A 16,211-nucleotide genomic window follows, 5' to 3' on the forward strand; every position below is an offset into this window, starting at 1 on the left:
CGACGAAGGAGCGAGCGGAGGCCGCCGAAAACCGAGCCACAGGGCGCCGCAAACCCCGCGACGCCGAAGGCGGCGCAATTAGACCCAGCTAGACTGACGCAGTGTCTCCGGCCGATCGCGCGAACAGTCGACGTCGCCAGCCCCGGCGCCGCGGTTCGGCCGGCAATGCGGCGGACCCCCGCAGGGGCAAACCACGCATGCGCACGGTCCGGGAAACCTCCGCGGGCGGCTTGGTCGTCGACGGTCTGGACGGCCCGGGTGACCAGCGCTGCGCGGCACTGATCGGGCGCACCGACCGGCGGGGTCGGTTACTGTGGTCGCTGCCGAAAGGACATATCGAGGAGGGGGAGACCGCCGAGCAGACGGCCGTGCGCGAGGTCCAGGAGGAGACCGGCATCAACGGGGTGGTCGTCGCCGAGCTGGGCAGTATCGACTACTGGTTCGTCACCGACGGTCGCCGGGTACACAAGACCGTGCACCACTATCTGATGAGGTCGGTGGGCGGTGAGCTGTCCGATGCCGACGTCGAGGTCACCAAGGTGGCGTGGGTGCCGCTGAGCGAACTCGACACCCGGCTCGCCTATGCCGACGAGCGCCGGCTGGCGGAGGTCGCGAACCGCCTGATCGACCGGATGGAGAACGGCAGACAATGACGCGTGCGGGCAACAATCGACGCCGTTGGGTGCCGATGCTCATCGCGCTGGCGCTGGGGGTGCTCGCCGCACCGTCGACCGGGCCGGCGGGGGCGCAGCCGTCGGACAGCGGCGGCTCGGCGACCGCGGCGCCGAAGTTCGTCAAGTTGACTCTCGATTCGGTGGCGCCGAATACCGTGACCACGAGCAGTGATTCGGTATTGACGGTGACCGGTACGGTCACCAATATCGGCGACCGCGCCGTCGACGACGTGAGTGTGCGCATCCAGCGCGCGGGCGCCATCACCGCGCCCAGCGGGCTGCGTTCGACGTTGCGGCTGGATCAGATCAACTACGACCTCGTCGGCCCGTTCCAGGATGTCACCGAGCGGCTGAGTCCGGGTCAGCGCAAGCAGTTCACGCTGCGAGTCGGGGTGCGGGAGGGCACCGGCGGCAGTAGCGCCGCACCGATCACGTCCTCGCTGGATATCACCGACCCCGGGGTGTATCCGCTGTTGTTGAACGTCAACGGCGAACCGGCGTACGGCAATCAGGCCCGGCTCGACGACGCCCGTTTCCTGCTGCCCGTGGTGGGGTTGCCGCCGACCTCGACCGATACGAAAGACGGCGGGGCACAGGCGGTTCCGCCGACGACCGACGCGCCGGTGGCGACCACCATGGTGTGGCCGCTGGCCGATCGGCCGCGGCGGGTCGGCGGCATTCCCGGCTCGGTCGACGGCGAGGATCTGCTGACCGACGACGAATTGGCCGGCGAGCTGGCGCCGGGCGGGCGGCTGGATCAGCTGCTGTCCGCGCTGGAGTCGACGCTGCGCCCGGATTCGGCGCGCGATCCGGCGCGGTCGGGGCCGGGCCTCACGGGCGCGATCTGCCTGGCCGTCGATCCCGATCTGCTGCTGACGGTGTCCGACATGATCGATGGCTACCGGGTGCTGGCGAGCCCGTCGGATCCGGACGGTCCGACGCGCGACGGCGCCGGTTCCGGCGCCGCCCAGTCCTGGCTGGACCGGCTGCGCACGCTGGCGCCGTCGATGTGCACGGTCGCGCTGCCGTTCGCGCAGGTCGATATCGGCGCGCTGGCCGCGGTGCACGATCCCGAACTGACCACCCGCGCGATCGATGCGCCGGCCGACATCGTGGATTCGCTGCTGTCGGTGAAATCGGTGCGCGGAGTGAGCCTGCCGGCGTCGGGCAGCCTCGACGGCGACGGCGCGACCCTGCTCGCCGGGCATGGCTACAACACCGCGGTGCTCGCCGACAACGCCGTGGCGCCGGCCGGTTCGCTCGACACCGCAACGGGTTCGGAGCTGTCGCGCTCCGAGAGCGCGCGGGTCCGCAGCACCGCGTCGGTGACCGCGGAGACCGACGTGCCGAGCCCGGAACTCGTTCGCCTGCCGGGCATTACGGCACCGGCGAGCGGCCCGGCCGCGACGCAGGCCGAAGGCGGCTTGCGGGCAGTCACATTCGATACCTGGTCGGCCACTGCGCTCGCCGCGGTCGGCTCCAATCCGCCGACGCCGCCGTTCACTCCCGACGGCGTGCGCTACGAGGTGACCAACGACTCCCGGGCGGCCCGTTTGCAGGACGCGCTCGGCGCGGTGTCGTGGTCGGCCCTGAACCCGCAGGCCGAGCGGCCACGGTCGGTGCTGTTCATGCCGCCGCAGCAGTGGGGCGCCGGTCGCGACGAGGCGACCGCCCTGCTCGGCCAGCTGGATCTGCTGTTCCGCGGCGGGCTCGCGACGCCGCGCTCGTTCCAGGACGTGCTGGCGCTGCCGCCGGATCCGCAGCCGTTCGAGGTGCACTACCGTGCCGGGGCCGCCGCGGCCGCGGTGCCCGACCAGTTCATCGCGCCGATTCAGGAGCAGGCGCGGCGCATCACCGATCTGATGGGCGCGCTGGTCGAGGTGCCGCAGCAGGAGCCGACGCCGCGCACCTTCGTCACGCCGCTGCGCAACGATCTGGTGCGGGCGCTGACCATGTCGGACCGGACCGCGACCGGCACCCAGGCCGATACCGCCGCGCAGCGCCGCGTCGACCAGGTCACCCGCACGATGGACAATCTCTATCGTTCGGTCACCGTGCTGCCGCCGGGCGGCGTGTACACGCTCGCCTCCGAGCAGAGTCCGCTGTTGCTGGTGGCGCGCAACGAACTTCCGGTCGCGATCCGGATCCGGTTCCGGATCGGCGCGCCCGCCGAGACGAACATCACCGACATCGGCGAGCAGCAATTGCCGGCGGAGGGGACTCGGTCGTTCCAGATCCCCACGCAGGTGAGCGACAGCCGTAATCTGGTGATCCCGATCTCCATTACCACACCGGACGGTATCCCGCTCGGCAACGCCACGTCGGTCTCGGTGCGGTCCAACGCATACGGTCAAGCGTTGGCGATAATTACCGCATGTGCCGGTGCACTGCTGTTCCTGTTGGCCGGTCGCCGTCTGTGGCGCCGGTTCCGGGGAAAGCCCGATCCGGCCGACGAGGGGTTGGACCCGGGGAAGCGGCGCAGGCTGAACCGATACCTGCGCGCGCGGAAGCGGGTGCTGCAGCGACAGGAGGGACCATGAGCGACGCCGGCTCGGACTACCCGAGCACCGCCGCACGGGGCATTCCGTCGCACCTTCGGCCGGGTGCCGTTCGCCGGCTACCCGCGCGGGTCCCGTCGACCCTGGGGGCGCGGTGAGTGAATACGACAACCGCCCTCGCGCAACAGGTCCCGCCGACGACGACCCGCCGCCCCGGCGCGCTCCCGCGGCGCCGTGGGAGCGCAACCGGCCGCACCCGGCCCCGCCGGCCGACGGCCCACCGGCCGATCCGCGACATCCCGGTCGGCCGGCTCCGCGCCGTCCGGTGCCGCTGAGCGGTCCGATCCCGCCGGTACCCCCGGGCCAGAACCCGCAGCTGCCGCCCAGCGGTCCGATGCGGCGAGTCCCGCCGAACGACCAGGCGCGCCGCGTGCCCCCGGGCAACCCCGCACGCCCGGCGCCGCCACCCAACGGACCCAACGGCCGGATCCCCCCGAACGGCCCGTCGCGCCGAATGCCACCCCCCGACGGCCGCCCAGCCGCACAACAACCGCCGCACGACGGCCGACCCGTCCCACAGCAGCCGCCTCACGAGGGCCGCCCAGCCACGCAACAACCGCCGCACGACGGACGACCCGCCACGCAACAACCGCCTGTCGACGGACGACGCCCCGCCGCGCATCAGCCGACGCCCGACGGCCGTCCTGTCGCACCGCAATCGGGGCAGCCGCCGCGCCGGAACATGCCGCCGGGCTCGGGACGTCCTGTGCCGCCGCCCGGTCGGCGGCCGCAACCCGTCGACCCGATCGACGGACCCACCCACAAGATCCCGCGACGCGACCTACCGGCCGACGCCCGGCACGCGGACGCCCGGCACCTCGAATCCGGACACGCCGATCCGCGACACCCCGACTCCGGGTACGCCGATCCACGGCATCCCGGCTCCGGGCGCCCCGACACCCGGCACCCGGCCGCCCGGCATCCCGACGCGCGTCCGCCGGTCCGGCGCTCGTCCGCGCCGCCGGGTCGCGAATCCCGGCCCGCCCGCTCGGCTCCGCCGCGCACCGCGCCGCAGCCGGTCGCGCGGCGGGAGAGTTCCAACAGCCGTCTGGTCCGCGATTCCGGCTCCATCGCGATCGCCACGTTGATCAGCCGGATCACCGGTTTCGGCAAGCAGTTGCTGCTGGTGACCGTGCTCGGTCCGGCGATCGCCAGCGCCTTCGCGTCGGCGAGCCTGATGCCGAACATGATCGCCGAGCTGGTGCTCGGCGCGGTGCTGACGGCGATCGTGGTGCCGACCCTGGTCCGCGCGGAACAGGAGGACGCCGACGGGGGCGCGGCCTTCGTCCGCCGCCTGGTCACCGCGGCGGCCACCATCCTGCTGTTCGCGACGGTGCTCGCCGTGGCGGCCGCGCCGATTCTGGCGACGCACGTATTCGTCTCGTCGGACGGCAAGGTGAATACCACGCTCACCACGGCGCTGACATATCTGCTGTTGCCCGCAATCCTGTTCTACGGTCTGTCGGCCCTGCTGACGGCCGTGCTCAACACCCGAGGCGCGTTCAAGCCGGGCGCCTGGGCGCCGGTCATGAACAACATCGTCGTGCTGGTGGTGCTGGCGCTCTACGCCCTCTCACCGGGCGAAATCACCCTCGACCCGGTGCGGATGAGCGATCCGAAGCTGCTGCTGCTGGGCGTCGGCGTGACGCTCGGCGTCATCACACAGGCCGTGAGCCTGCTACCCGCCATCCGCCGAAACAATATCGACCTGCGCCCGCTGTGGGGACTCGACGCCCGGCTCAAGCAGTTCGGCGCGATGGCCGCCGCGATCATCATCTACGTGCTGATCAGCCAGGTCGGCATGATCATCGCCAACAACATCTCCTCGCACGCCGACGCCGCCGGTCCGACCATCTACCAGAACGCCTGGCTGCTACTGCAATTGCCATACGGCGTTCTCGGCGTCACCCTGCTCACCGCGATCATGCCGCGGCTGAGCCGCAATGCCGCCGCCGACGACACGCCGGCCGTGGTGGACGACCTGTCCGTGGCGACCCGCCTGACCATGATCGCCCTGATCCCGGTCGTCACCTTCCTGACGATGGCCGGTCCGCAGGTCGGCGAGGCGCTGTTCGGCTACGCGCGTTTCGCCGAGGATGCCGAGCGGCTCGGACAGGCGGTCAGCTGGTCGGCGTTCACGCTCATCCCGTACGCGCTGGTGCTGATCCATCTGCGGGTGTTCTACGCCCGCGAGCAGGTGTGGACGCCGACCTGGATCGTCCTCGGCATCACCACGGTCAAGGTGCTGTTCTCGGCGCTGGCGCCGATGATCGCGAGTTCGGCCGAGCAGGTCGTGATCGTGCTGGGCGTCGCCACCGGTCTCGGATACGCCGTCGGGGCCGTGATCGGCGGTTACCTGCTGCACCAGAGCCTGGGCGATCTGCGGATGGCCAATGTCGGCCGCACCGTGACCCGCGTGGTGCTGGCCTCGGTGGCCGGCGCCGCGGTGGCGCTGATCATCGATCAGGTGATCGGCTTGTCGAACCTGCATCACGGCATCGGCGCGCTGTTCCGCGTGGCCGTGGACGCCATCGTCATGTTCGGCATCGCCTTCGGGCTGATGCGCCTGGCGGGCATCCCGGAGATCGTGGCCATCACCGTCGCGATCTCGCGGCGACTCGGCCTCACGCCGCCCGCCCCGGACCTCGGTTTGGAAGACGGCGACGCGGATATGCACGACACCACGGTGCTGCCGCGGCCCGATTTCGACGCGCACTACTACTACCGGTACGACCCATATCTGGACAGCCAGCAGACCATGGTCCTACCTGTTATCCGGCCAGGGGCCGTTGACCGCACCGGCGGGAGTGAGTTCCCGTACCCTGTTCCGCAGAGAAACGCAAACGCCGGTACCGGCACCCGCGGGGCCGGCGAGGCCGGTACCCGTGCGGAGTCGGAGGCCGGTCGAGTCGGCGACGTCCCCGGTGCGACGCCGACTTATCGAACTTCGACACACCAGGGCGAAGGAGGCACGAGGGTGAGCGACGACGCGGCGGGCGGCGTCCCGGCCGCCGACCCTGCCGATCCGGCAGGCGCAGTGCGCACCGACGATGTCCCGCCCGGGCAGGCCCCGGCCGGTCGCGCTGCGGACCCCGGCGACGCCGAGCGAGCCGCGGCCCAGCCGCCCGATGCGGAGTCGGAGGTATCGGAGGTAGGCGGCGAGCAGTCGCTGCCGCCGCGCGATCCCGCCTACGACACCGGCATGATGGCCCCGGTCGGCTCTCCCGAGATGCCGCCGATGCGGGTCGAGCCGCCGTCGCGGCGCGCTCAGCGCGGTCCGAAGCTGATGCCGGGCGCCTCGGTGGCCGGTGGCCGCTACCGCCTGCTCGCCGACCACGGCGGGGCCCGCGGCCTGCGGTTCTGGCAGGCGCTGGATGTGAAGCTGGACCGCGAGGTCGCGCTGACCTTCGTCGACGCCGATCAGACGGCGTCCGACAACTCCGGTCACGACGGACCGCAGGCCATCCTGTCCCGCACGCTGCGTCTGGGGCGGATCAATTCGCCCGGTCTGGCGCGCGTGCTCGACGTGGTCCGCGGCAGTTCCGGCGGCATCGTGGTGGCCGAGTGGACACCCGGCCGGTCGCTGCGCGAGATGGCCGAAACGCGGCCGTCGCCGATCGGCGCCGCGCGCTCGATCCGCGCCCTGGCCGCCGCGGCAGAACTCGCCCACCGCGGCGGTGGCTCGCTATCCATCGACCATCCCGACCGGGTCCGGATCAGCGCCTCCGGCGACGCCGTACTGGCCTTCCCGGGCACGCTGTCCGATGCCGACGCCCAGTCCGACGTGCGCGGTCTCGGCGCGATGCTGTACGCCCTGATCACCGCTCGCTGGCCGATCCGCTCCGGCGGTGTCAGCGGCGCGGCGGCCACGGTCGGCGGACTGCGGCTCGCCGATTTCGGGGCCGACGGCACCCCGGTGGAGCCGCGCCAGATCCGCCCCGAGACCCCGTTCGAGATCTCCGCGGTCGCGGTGCGCTCGCTGGAGTCGAACAAGGGCGTGCGCACGGCGGCCACCGTCCAGCACGTGCTGGAGCAGGCCTCGGTGGTGGATCAGAAGACCGATTTCATCCCGGTGCTGCGGCTGGGCCAGCGGGCGACGAGCGCGCCGGACGAGTCGCTGGCCGATCCGGAACTGCTCGCCGCGGAGAAGGAGCGGTCGCAGCGGATGATGTGGATTCTCGTCGGGCTCGGCGTCCTCGCGGCGCTCGTGGTCGGCGTCATCATCTGGTGGCTGCTGAGCATCTTCGCGCCCGGCGACGCCGAGGCGCCACTCAACGAGCAGCGCAAACTCGGGCTCACCACCGCCAGTGTGGCGCCGGTGAATCCGAGTGCGGGCGCGCCGGAGGCACCGGCGGCGCCGGGTGGCACCGTCCCGGTGCGGCCCACCGCGGCGACGGTGTTCTCACCCGAGGGCACGCCGGACAGTCCGGCGGCCGTCAACTCGGTGCTGGACGGTAACCCGACCAGCGTCTGGCACACCGACCAGTACTTCCAGCAGTTCCCCGCGCTGAAGAAGGGCATCGGGGTCATGACCACCCTCGGCAGCCCCAGCAAGCTGAACCAGGTGGTCATCGATTCGCCCAGCCCCGGCACGGTGGTGGAGGTCCGCACCTCGCCGACCGCCACGCCCACGCTGGACCAGACGCAGCTGATCGGCCAGGCCACCCTGGCCGACGGCGCCACCGAGATCCCGCTGCGCGACGGCCAGCCGGCCCGCTACGTGTTGATCTGGATCACCAGCCTGGCCAACTCCGGCGGCCAGTTCCAGACGTCGATCGCCGATATCCGCTACGAGGCGACTCCCTGACGGCCGCCGCCGTCGCATTTCCCGCTCTGCTTGCTGCTCATCTCAGACAGCCGATATGATTCACACCGCGCTCTCAGCAGGGGAGCTTCCCGGGATCTGGTTTCCTCGGTCCTGGACGACGCGGAATTTGTGGTGATGCCTCGCCCGTGGGCGCGGTGCCGCAGTGAGCCGGCATGGGCATCGTGAGCGCTGATCCGAGGGGTTTGTGTTGTCGTTTGATGCGGTCGAGCGCTCCAACGGGGGGATGTCCGAGTCATCTGCCGTCCGGCGCCGGCCGCTCGATCTCGACGAGGCCACCGACCGCGAGTTGCTCGGCGCACACGTGGACGGCGACCGCGACGCCTTCCGGGTGCTGTTCCGCCGCCACTACAACCATCTCTGGCAGCTCGCGCTGCGCACCTGCCGCACGCCCGAGGACGCCGCCGACTGCCTCCAGGACGCCCTGCTGTCGGCCCACCGCAACGCCGCCCGCTTCCGCGGTGACGCGGAGGTCCGCAGCTGGCTGCACCGCATCGTGGTCAACGCCTGCCTGGACCGGATGCGCCGCAACAAGGCTCGCTACAGCGTCTCGCTGTCGGAGGAGGGGATGCCCGAGCCCGCGGTCGAGCGCGACGACATGGCGCACCGCGAGATCTCCATGGTGGTCGACGCCGCGCTGTTCCGACTGCCCGACGACCAGCGCGCCGCACTTGTCGCGATAGACATGGAAGGGTATACCGTGGCGGAAGCCGCGCAGTTGCTGGGCGTCGCCGAGGGCACCATCAAGAGCCGGTGCTCCCGCGGGCGCAAGCGGCTGCAGCAAGAGTTGGAATTCCTGCATGATCCGGGGAACCGGACGTAGTCGAGATGCGTCATTACTAGAGACGAACGAAAACCCTTTACCCGGCCGCAGCAGGCCCGACCCGGAGAGGCGATGGACGACAAGGGCGAAGCCGACCGGCGACGCCGGCCCGGGTCGCGAGTCGGTGAGGAAGAGACAGGAGGCGCGATGGCAGCCCGCCCGGTGCCGCAGCCGCCTTTCTCGACCGACCTGCTGGCCGACCTCCATGCCGACAATGTCTCCCCGGAGCTGTCCGAGCAGCTGTGGCCCCAGGTTCGCGAGGATCCCGAGTCACTGCGCTTCCTGCGCTCGCTCGACGATGTCACCGCGGAACTGCAAGCGCTGGGCCAGGATTCGCGCATCCTGCACGAGATGCCGCCCGATGTCACCGCCCGCCTGGACAGCCTGCTCGACGATCTCTCCCGCGGCGAGCAACCCGGCGAGCCCGCCTCCGCCGAGCAATTGGCCACCGTGCACCCGCTGCCCCCGCGCCGAGTATCGGCCGATCCCGCGGACACGCCGTCGACGCGCCCCATGCCCGCGCTGTCCGACGAGCACGCGCCCGAGTCGCCCGAGTTGTCCGAGCCGCTCGAGCCGATCCGACTCGACGCCCGGCGATCGCGGCGCTGGCAATGGCTCACCGCGGCGGCCGCGGCCGTGGCGGTCCTGGCGGGCACCCTGATCGCGATCGATGCGGTCCGCGGCCCCGACGAGGCCCCGAAAGCGTTGCCCACCAACGAAACACCGCCCCCGCTCGACGAGGACCTCCCCACCGCGACACTGCTGAGCGCCATCGGCCGCAACGATGTGACGGGCCCGCTGGCCGTCCCGGGCGCCATGACGGGCTGCATCGCCGCGGCCGGATACGAACGGCCCGTGCTGGGCTCGATGAACGTCACCTTCCGCGGCGCTCCGGCGGTAGTGATCATCCTCACCGGCCCGCAGCCGCCCAAGATCACCGCCCTGGTCGTCGGAACGGGTTGCGGCCCTGGAGATGCGCAGCTGCTCGATCAGCGCGACATCGGCTGAGGCGGGGCAGGGAACAACAGCGTTTAGGCTGTTGTTGATCCACAAGCCTGCTGACACACTCCTCGGAAGGGCCCCATGAACACCCCTGTTCGCGATCTGATCATCGTCGGCTCCGGCCCCGCCGGCTACACCGCCGCGGTCTACGCGGCCCGGGCCGAACTCGAACCGTTGCTGTTCGAAGGCACCCAGTTCGGCGGCGCCCTGATGACGACCACCGAGGTGGAGAACTTCCCCGGCTTCCGCGACGGCATCATGGGCCCCGACCTGATGGAGGAGATGCGCGAGCAGGCCAAACGCTTCGGCGCCGATATCCGCACCGAGGACGTCGACGCGATCGACCTGTCCGGTCCGATCAAGTCCGTCACCGTCGGCGGCGAGACCTACCAGGCCTACGCGATCATCCTGGCCATGGGTTCGGCGGCCCGCTACCTGAATGTGCCGGGGGAGCAGGAGCTGCTCGGCCGCGGCGTGAGCGCCTGCGCCACCTGCGACGGCTTCTTCTTCAAGGGCCAGGACATCGTGGTCGTCGGTGGCGGCGATTCGGCCATGGAGGAGGCGACGTTCCTCACCAAGTTCGCCGCCAGCGTCACCATCGTGCACCGCCGCGAGGAGTTCCGCGCCTCGCGCATCATGCTGGACCGCGCCAAGACGAACGAGAAGATCCGCTTCGTCACCAATGCCGAAGTCACCCGGGTGCACGGCGATACCAGCGTGACCAGCCTCACCCTGCGCGACACCAAGACCGGCGAGACCTCCGAGCTGGCCGCGACCGGCCTGTTCGTCGCCATCGGCCACGATCCGCGCAGCGAACTGGTGCGCGGCCAGGTCGACCTGGACGGCGAGGGCTACGTGCTGGTGCGGGAGCCCACGACGGCCACCTCGGTCGAGGGCGTATTCGCCGTCGGCGACCTGGTCGACCACACCTACCGCCAGGCCATCACCGCCGCCGGCACCGGCTGCCGCGCGGCCATCGATGCCGAGCGCTGGCTCGCCGACAAGGGCGACATCACCTCCAACACCCTGGATCACGCCGGTCAGCCGGTCGAAGTCTCCGCCAACTGATCACTCTCGTCATAGCAAGCCCGAGGAGTACCACCATGTCCGACACCGCCACCAAGACCGTCACCGACGCCACGTTCCAGCAGGACGTGCTGGGCAGCGACAAGCCGGTCCTCGTCGATTTCTGGGCGTCCTGGTGCGGTCCGTGCAAGATGGTCGCCCCCGTGCTGGAGGAGATCGCCGCCTCTCACGGCGACAAGCTCACCATCGCCAAGGTGGACGCCGACGCCAACCCGACCACCGCGAAGGACTACAACATCCTGTCGCTGCCCACGCTGATCCTGTTCTCCGGCGGACAGGAGACCAAGCGCATCGTCGGCGCCAAGGGCAAGGCCGCGCTGCTGCGCGAACTCGAGGGCGTCATCTGACGACGTAGGCCGGTTTCGGAGGCGGTATTCACCCGCGGTGCGGGCGTCCGCCTTCGAGTCCCGGCATCGGCGCTGTAGTATTTCGGCGCTGACAACAGCTTTCGGTAGTTGCACAGGGCTACCGTCTCCGGGCCCGGACGCACTGTCGGGGGTTAGGATCTCTGCACTCGGAGGATTGCTGAAATTCGGTCCGGGTCTGAGACAATCGAGCGACGCTCCGGTCGTGCGAGGGTGTGAGCCGTCGTATGAGTGGGTACCCGGATTGGCGGAAGGAAAGGGCTCTCACGCATGCACCGACTTCGTCACGGCGATAGTGGACCAGCCGTCGCTGAGGTTCGGAGCACTCTGGCAAGTCTCGGGTTTCTACACCTTCGTCCCCACGGGACCGACCGGTCCGACGGAAACGGCGAGTACTGGAAGGATTCCGACGCCGCCTTCGATCACGATCTCGATTCCGCGGTTCGCGCCTTCCAGCAACATCGCGGGCTGCTCGTGGACGGCGTCGTCGGCCCGGCCACGTACCGGGCGCTGAAGGAAGCCTCCTACCGCCTCGGCGCGCGCACGCTGATCTATCAGTTGTCGGCGCCGCTGTACGGCGACGACGTGGCCACGCTGCAGCGCCGCCTGCAGGATCTCGGTTTCTATGTGCACCGGGTAGACGGCTATTTCGGCCCGCACACCCACGACGGCCTCACCGCGTTCCAGCGCGAGATCGGCCTGTCCGCCGACGGCATCTGCGGTCCGGACACGCTACGCTCGCTGGATCTGCTGGGCGCCCGCGTCACCGGCGGCAACCCGCACCGCATCGCGGAGGAGGAGGTCGTGCACCGGGCGGGCCCGCAGCTGACCGGCAAGCGGATCGTCATCGATCCCGGAATGGGCGGGCCCGACAAGGGTTTCGCGGTTCCCACGGAGTTCGGCGATGTCTACGAGTCGGAGATCCTGTGGGATCTGGCCAGTCGCCTGGAAGGCCGGATGGCGGCCACCGGCATGGAGACCTTCCTGTCCCGGCCGTGGGGCGCCAACCCCTCCGATGCCGAACGTGCCGAAACCTCCAACACTTTCGACGCCGACCTGATGATCTCGCTGCGTTGCGCGAACAATCCCAGCCCGCTCGCCAACGGCATCGCCAGCTTCCACTTCGGCAATTCGCACGGCTCGGTGTCGATGATCGGGCAGGTGCTGGCCGGCTTCATCCAGCGCGAGATCGTGGCCCGCACCTCGCTGCAGGACTGCCGGACGCATCCGCGCACCTGGGATCTGCTGCGGCTGACCAAGATGCCGACGGTCCAGGTCGACATCGGTTACCTCACCAACGAATACGACGCGGCGGTGCTGGCCAATCCGCGCATGCGCGACGTGATCGCCGAGGCGATCCTGATCTCGGTCAAGCGGCTGTACCTGCTGGGCCAGGACGATCAGCCCACGGGCACATACACTTTCGCCGAACTGCTGGCCGAGGAGCTGGCCGCGGCCGACCGGATGTAGCCGGCCGCGGCTCGTCTCAGGGGCAGCCCACCCTCGACTTCGACTCCACCGACGCGGCCGCCAGCAGCTGATCCAGCGCCCGCTCCACGTCTTCCTTCCAGAAGTGATCGCTGTCGAGCTCCAGGCGCAGCCGCGGGAAGCGGTGATGCTGTGCCACCACGGTGAATCCGACGTCCTCCAGGAAGTCGGCGTCGATCATGCAGCTCTCGGGGGAGCACCCGGAATCGGATCGCCGCCGCGGCGACGACGGCACGCCCTGCGCCGGAGAGTCGATCCGCTCCAGCAGGAACATGGACGTGACCGATCGCGTGGACATCGCGGTCGCGGACGGGTCCTGGCGAATACCGAATGCCTCGATGGCCCGCACGCCGCGCCGCACCAGATCGTCGACCACCGCCTTGATCAACCTGGTCGCGATGTCGTTGTGCTGATAGGGCGGTTCGGACCGCAGCGTGGTCAGCAGCACGGCGTCCGGGCTGACCGGTGACGTCGGGAACAACGTCGCCCGCGGCACCGCGCTCGGCGGCGAGTACAGCGCGCAACCGGCGGGCCGGTCGTCTACCAATGCGATCTGACCGCACGAGCCCCAATCGAGCAGCACGGTGGACAACCAGGCCTCCTTCTCGAAGACCGGGTCGCTGAATTCACGAGAGTCCGCCGCCACGGCGGGATCGAGCTCCCAGAACACGCACCGCCGGGCGTGTGCGGGCAGCTTGTCGAGTCCGCCGAGGGTAAGTGCGGTAACGCTGGTCGACACCGCTCTACTCAGCCTCCAGCTTTCCGATTCATCCACACTCACGCCGCATCAATATCTTCTCGCCAGCAAGAATAAGCGATCAAAGCGAACCGCCTCATTTCCGATAGCTGTGCTGTCATCAGGATTGCAGCGCGGCGCCCGCGAAGGGCGCCGTCACAGTGACGTTTCGCTGCCAGGGTCCGGTATCTCCGCTGATCGCGCGGTTTTCGGCCGTGACACCCCGTCGTCCTAGCTCTGCTGCTCCATCATTTTCACGATGCGTTCCAGATCGGCGAGATCGCCGAACTCGACGACGATCTTGCCCTTCTTCTTGCCCATGCTCACCGTGACGCGGGTGTCGAAGGAGTCGGCGAGCCGCTCGGCCAACCGCTCCAGACCGGGCATCTGCACGGGCTTGCGGTCGGCGGGGCGCCGCTCCTTCTCCTCATCGGGGTACCGGTTGGCGAGGGTGACCGCCTCCTCGGTGGCCCGGACCGAGAGTCCTTCGGCGACAATCCGTTCCGCCAGCTTCTCCTGCGCCTCCGCGCCGGACTCCAGCCCGAGGAGGGCACGGGCGTGCCCGGCGGACAGCACGCCCGCCGCGACCCGCCGCTGCACCGGGATCGGCAACTTCAGCAGGCGGATCATATTCGTGACGACCGGCCGGGATCGGCCGATCCGGTTCGCCAGTTCCTCGTGGGTGACGCCGAACTCTTCCAGCAGCTGCTGATACGCGGCCGCCTCTTCGAGCGGATTCAGTTGCACCCGATGGATGTTCTCCAGCAGGGCGTCGCGCAGCATCGCGTCGTCGGTGGTCTCGCGGACGATGGCCGGAATGGTCTCCAGCTTCGCGTCCTGGCAGGCGCGCCAGCGGCGCTCGCCCATGACGATCTGGTAGCGCGGGGTAGGGGAGGACTCCAACTGGCGCACCACGATCGGCTGCATGAGGCCGAATTCGCGCACCGAATGGATCAGTTCCTCGAGCGCGTCTTCCTCGAAGACCTGGCGCGGCTGCTTGGGATTGGGCTCGATCTGGTCCGGCGGAATCTCCCGATAGACGGCTCCGGCGTCGGATCCGCCGGCCGGGTCGGGAACCCGGTGCAGATACGCCGAGGCCGGATGCGGACCGATCGGGTCCAAGCCGATGACGGCATTCGCGGCGGCGCTGCCGAGCCCCTGGACGTCGGTCGGCCCGGTCGGGATGAGCGCGGCCAGCCCGCGCCCCAGTCCACCCTTCTTCGCCTGACTCATCGGCTTACCGACCCCTTTCCTCGTTCACTCCACCAGCCGTGCCCACCACAGCGCTCCGGGCGGCCATCTCCCGCCCGGCATCCAGATAGCTCATCGCACCACGGGAACCCGGATCGTAATCCAGCACCGTCATGCCGTAGCCGGGCGCCTCGGAAACCTTCACGCTCCGGGGAATCACCGACCGCAGCACCACGTCGCCGAAGTGCCCGCGCACCTCCTCGGCGACCTGATCGGCGAGCTTGGTGCGGCCGTCGTACATCGTGAGGACGACGGTCGACACATGCAGTTCCGGATTCAGATGCGCCTGCACCAGACTGATATTGCGGATCAGCTGACCCACGCCCTCCAGCGCGTAGTACTCGCACTGGATCGGGATCAGCACCTCCTTGGCGGCCACGAGCGCGTTCACGGTGAGCAAGCCCAGCGACGGCGGGCAGTCGATCATCACGTAATCGATGTCGTAGCCCGCCAGGTTCGCCTCCTGGATCGCGGCCTTCAGCCGGCCCTCGCGGGCCACCATGGACACGAGTTCGATCTCGGCGCCGGCCAGGTCGATGGTCGCCGGAATGCACAGCAGCCGTTCGTTGTGCGGGCTGCGCTGGATCGCCTGGTGCACGGTCGCCTCGCCGATGAGCAGCTCATAGCTGGAGGGCACACCGGAGTGGTGTTCGACGCCCATCGCCGTGCTGGCATTGCCCTGCGGGTCGAGATCGATGACCAGCACGGTCATCCCCTGTAGCGCCAGCGCCGCGGCGAGATTCACGGCGGTCGTGGTCTTGCCGACACCACCCTTCTGGTTCGCGATGGTGATGATGCGTTGTTCGCGCGGCTTGGGGATGGTCATCGAACCAGGATGCAGTACTTGACTGGCGCGCTGCGCCTCAGCGGCTATGGGCGTGTCGGCGGAGATGCTTCCGAACGGGGCCTGATCCAGATCGAAGCCACTTCCGTCCAGCATTCCGGGCACCCGCGACGTTGTTTCCCGTGAAACATTCGCTGGACCGTTCGACATACAGGCTCCTAACCCCGAGAACTTCAGACACGTGCCCAAGCAGCATCGATGCCGCGTCGGCTCGAGCAAACGAAGCGCGGCACAGCGGAATCGAGACCGATGCCCATCCTGGCGAGCCTGTCGGGCACCGCAAATCTGTGCTCACGCTCGATGACACCTAGCTTGCCAGCACCGGACCCAATACGGAAGTTGAACCGCTGCGATCACACCGCGACACGCAAAGTTTCTTACTCGGAAGACGTTTCACATCCCATCGCGCGGCCCGAACGCGCCCGAGACGACCGAAAGGCTTGCTCCCCAAGTCCGTACACACCTGAGGATGGCGCGGCGCTCAGGGAGGCGTGGCGGATTGCAGCGGGGGAGTCGACGTCATGTTTCACATGAAACACGAACCCAGCGCAGAGGCCGG

Annotated in this window: 11 protein-coding genes; 8 read left to right on the top strand and 3 right to left on the bottom strand. The window is 69.5% G+C overall.

Going from position 1 to position 16,211, the window contains the following annotated elements; all coding sequences use genetic code 11:
• Positions 1–101 precede the first annotated feature (101 nt).
• The 8 genes from QH470_RS08150 to QH470_RS08185 all read left to right on the top strand — a co-directional run bounded on the left by QH470_RS08150 (position 102) and on the right by QH470_RS08185 (position 12,803).
• On the top strand, positions 102–653 hold the full coding sequence (locus QH470_RS08150; protein WP_280271660.1) for an NUDIX hydrolase: 552 nt from the start codon (positions 102–104) through the stop codon (positions 651–653).
• Positions 650–3,214 carry a DUF6049 family protein gene (locus QH470_RS08155; protein ID WP_280271661.1) on the top strand — a complete coding sequence of 855 codons (2,565 nt, stop codon included), beginning with the start codon at positions 650–652 and terminating at the stop codon, positions 3,212–3,214. The genes QH470_RS08150 and QH470_RS08155 overlap by 4 nt, the downstream gene beginning before the upstream one ends.
• Before the next feature lie 724 nt (positions 3,215–3,938).
• Complete coding sequence (locus QH470_RS08160) at positions 3,939–8,039, top strand: murein biosynthesis integral membrane protein MurJ (protein WP_280271662.1); 4,101 nt, start codon at positions 3,939–3,941, stop codon at positions 8,037–8,039.
• A gap of 244 nt (positions 8,040–8,283) precedes the next feature.
• Positions 8,284–8,880 carry an RNA polymerase sigma factor SigM gene (sigM, locus tag QH470_RS08165; protein WP_280271663.1) on the top strand — a complete coding sequence of 199 codons (597 nt, stop codon included), beginning with the start codon at positions 8,284–8,286 and terminating at the stop codon, positions 8,878–8,880.
• 147 nt (positions 8,881–9,027) lie between these two features.
• A complete protein-coding gene (locus tag QH470_RS08170) occupies positions 9,028–9,888 on the top strand; it encodes a hypothetical protein (protein ID WP_280271664.1) in 861 nt (286 codons plus the stop codon).
• A gap of 75 nt (positions 9,889–9,963) precedes the next feature.
• On the top strand, positions 9,964–10,950 hold the full coding sequence (trxB, locus tag QH470_RS08175) for a thioredoxin-disulfide reductase (RefSeq protein WP_280271665.1): 987 nt from the start codon (positions 9,964–9,966) through the stop codon (positions 10,948–10,950).
• Between the two features lie 35 nt (positions 10,951–10,985).
• Complete coding sequence (gene trxA / locus QH470_RS08180) at positions 10,986–11,315, top strand: thioredoxin (protein ID WP_280271666.1); 330 nt, start codon at positions 10,986–10,988, stop codon at positions 11,313–11,315.
• A gap of 288 nt (positions 11,316–11,603) precedes the next feature.
• Positions 11,604–12,803, top strand: coding sequence for an N-acetylmuramoyl-L-alanine amidase (locus QH470_RS08185; protein ID WP_280271667.1), 1,200 nt, complete (start codon positions 11,604–11,606; stop codon positions 12,801–12,803).
• A gap of 16 nt (positions 12,804–12,819) precedes the next feature.
• Here QH470_RS08185 and QH470_RS08190 read toward each other — a convergent pair whose 3' ends face one another.
• The 3 genes from QH470_RS08190 to QH470_RS08200 all read right to left on the bottom strand — a co-directional run bounded on the left by QH470_RS08190 (position 12,820) and on the right by QH470_RS08200 (position 15,802).
• Entirely contained in the window at positions 12,820–13,560 is a 741-nt protein-coding gene (locus QH470_RS08190) for a GNAT family N-acetyltransferase (protein ID WP_280271668.1), read from the bottom strand.
• A gap of 228 nt (positions 13,561–13,788) precedes the next feature.
• On the bottom strand, positions 13,789–14,790 hold the full coding sequence (locus QH470_RS08195; RefSeq protein ID WP_280271669.1) for a ParB/RepB/Spo0J family partition protein: 1,002 nt from the start codon (positions 14,788–14,790) through the stop codon (positions 13,789–13,791).
• A 4-nt stretch (positions 14,791–14,794) separates the two neighbouring features.
• Positions 14,795–15,802: a ParA family protein gene (locus QH470_RS08200; protein WP_280271670.1), complete on the bottom strand. Its 1,008-nt coding sequence runs from the start codon at positions 15,800–15,802 to the stop codon at positions 14,795–14,797.
• Positions 15,803–16,211: the final 409 nt, after the last annotated feature.

The sequence above is a fragment of the Nocardia wallacei genome (genome assembly GCF_029868745.1).
GTDB lineage: Bacteria > Actinomycetota > Actinomycetes > Mycobacteriales > Mycobacteriaceae > Nocardia > Nocardia wallacei_B.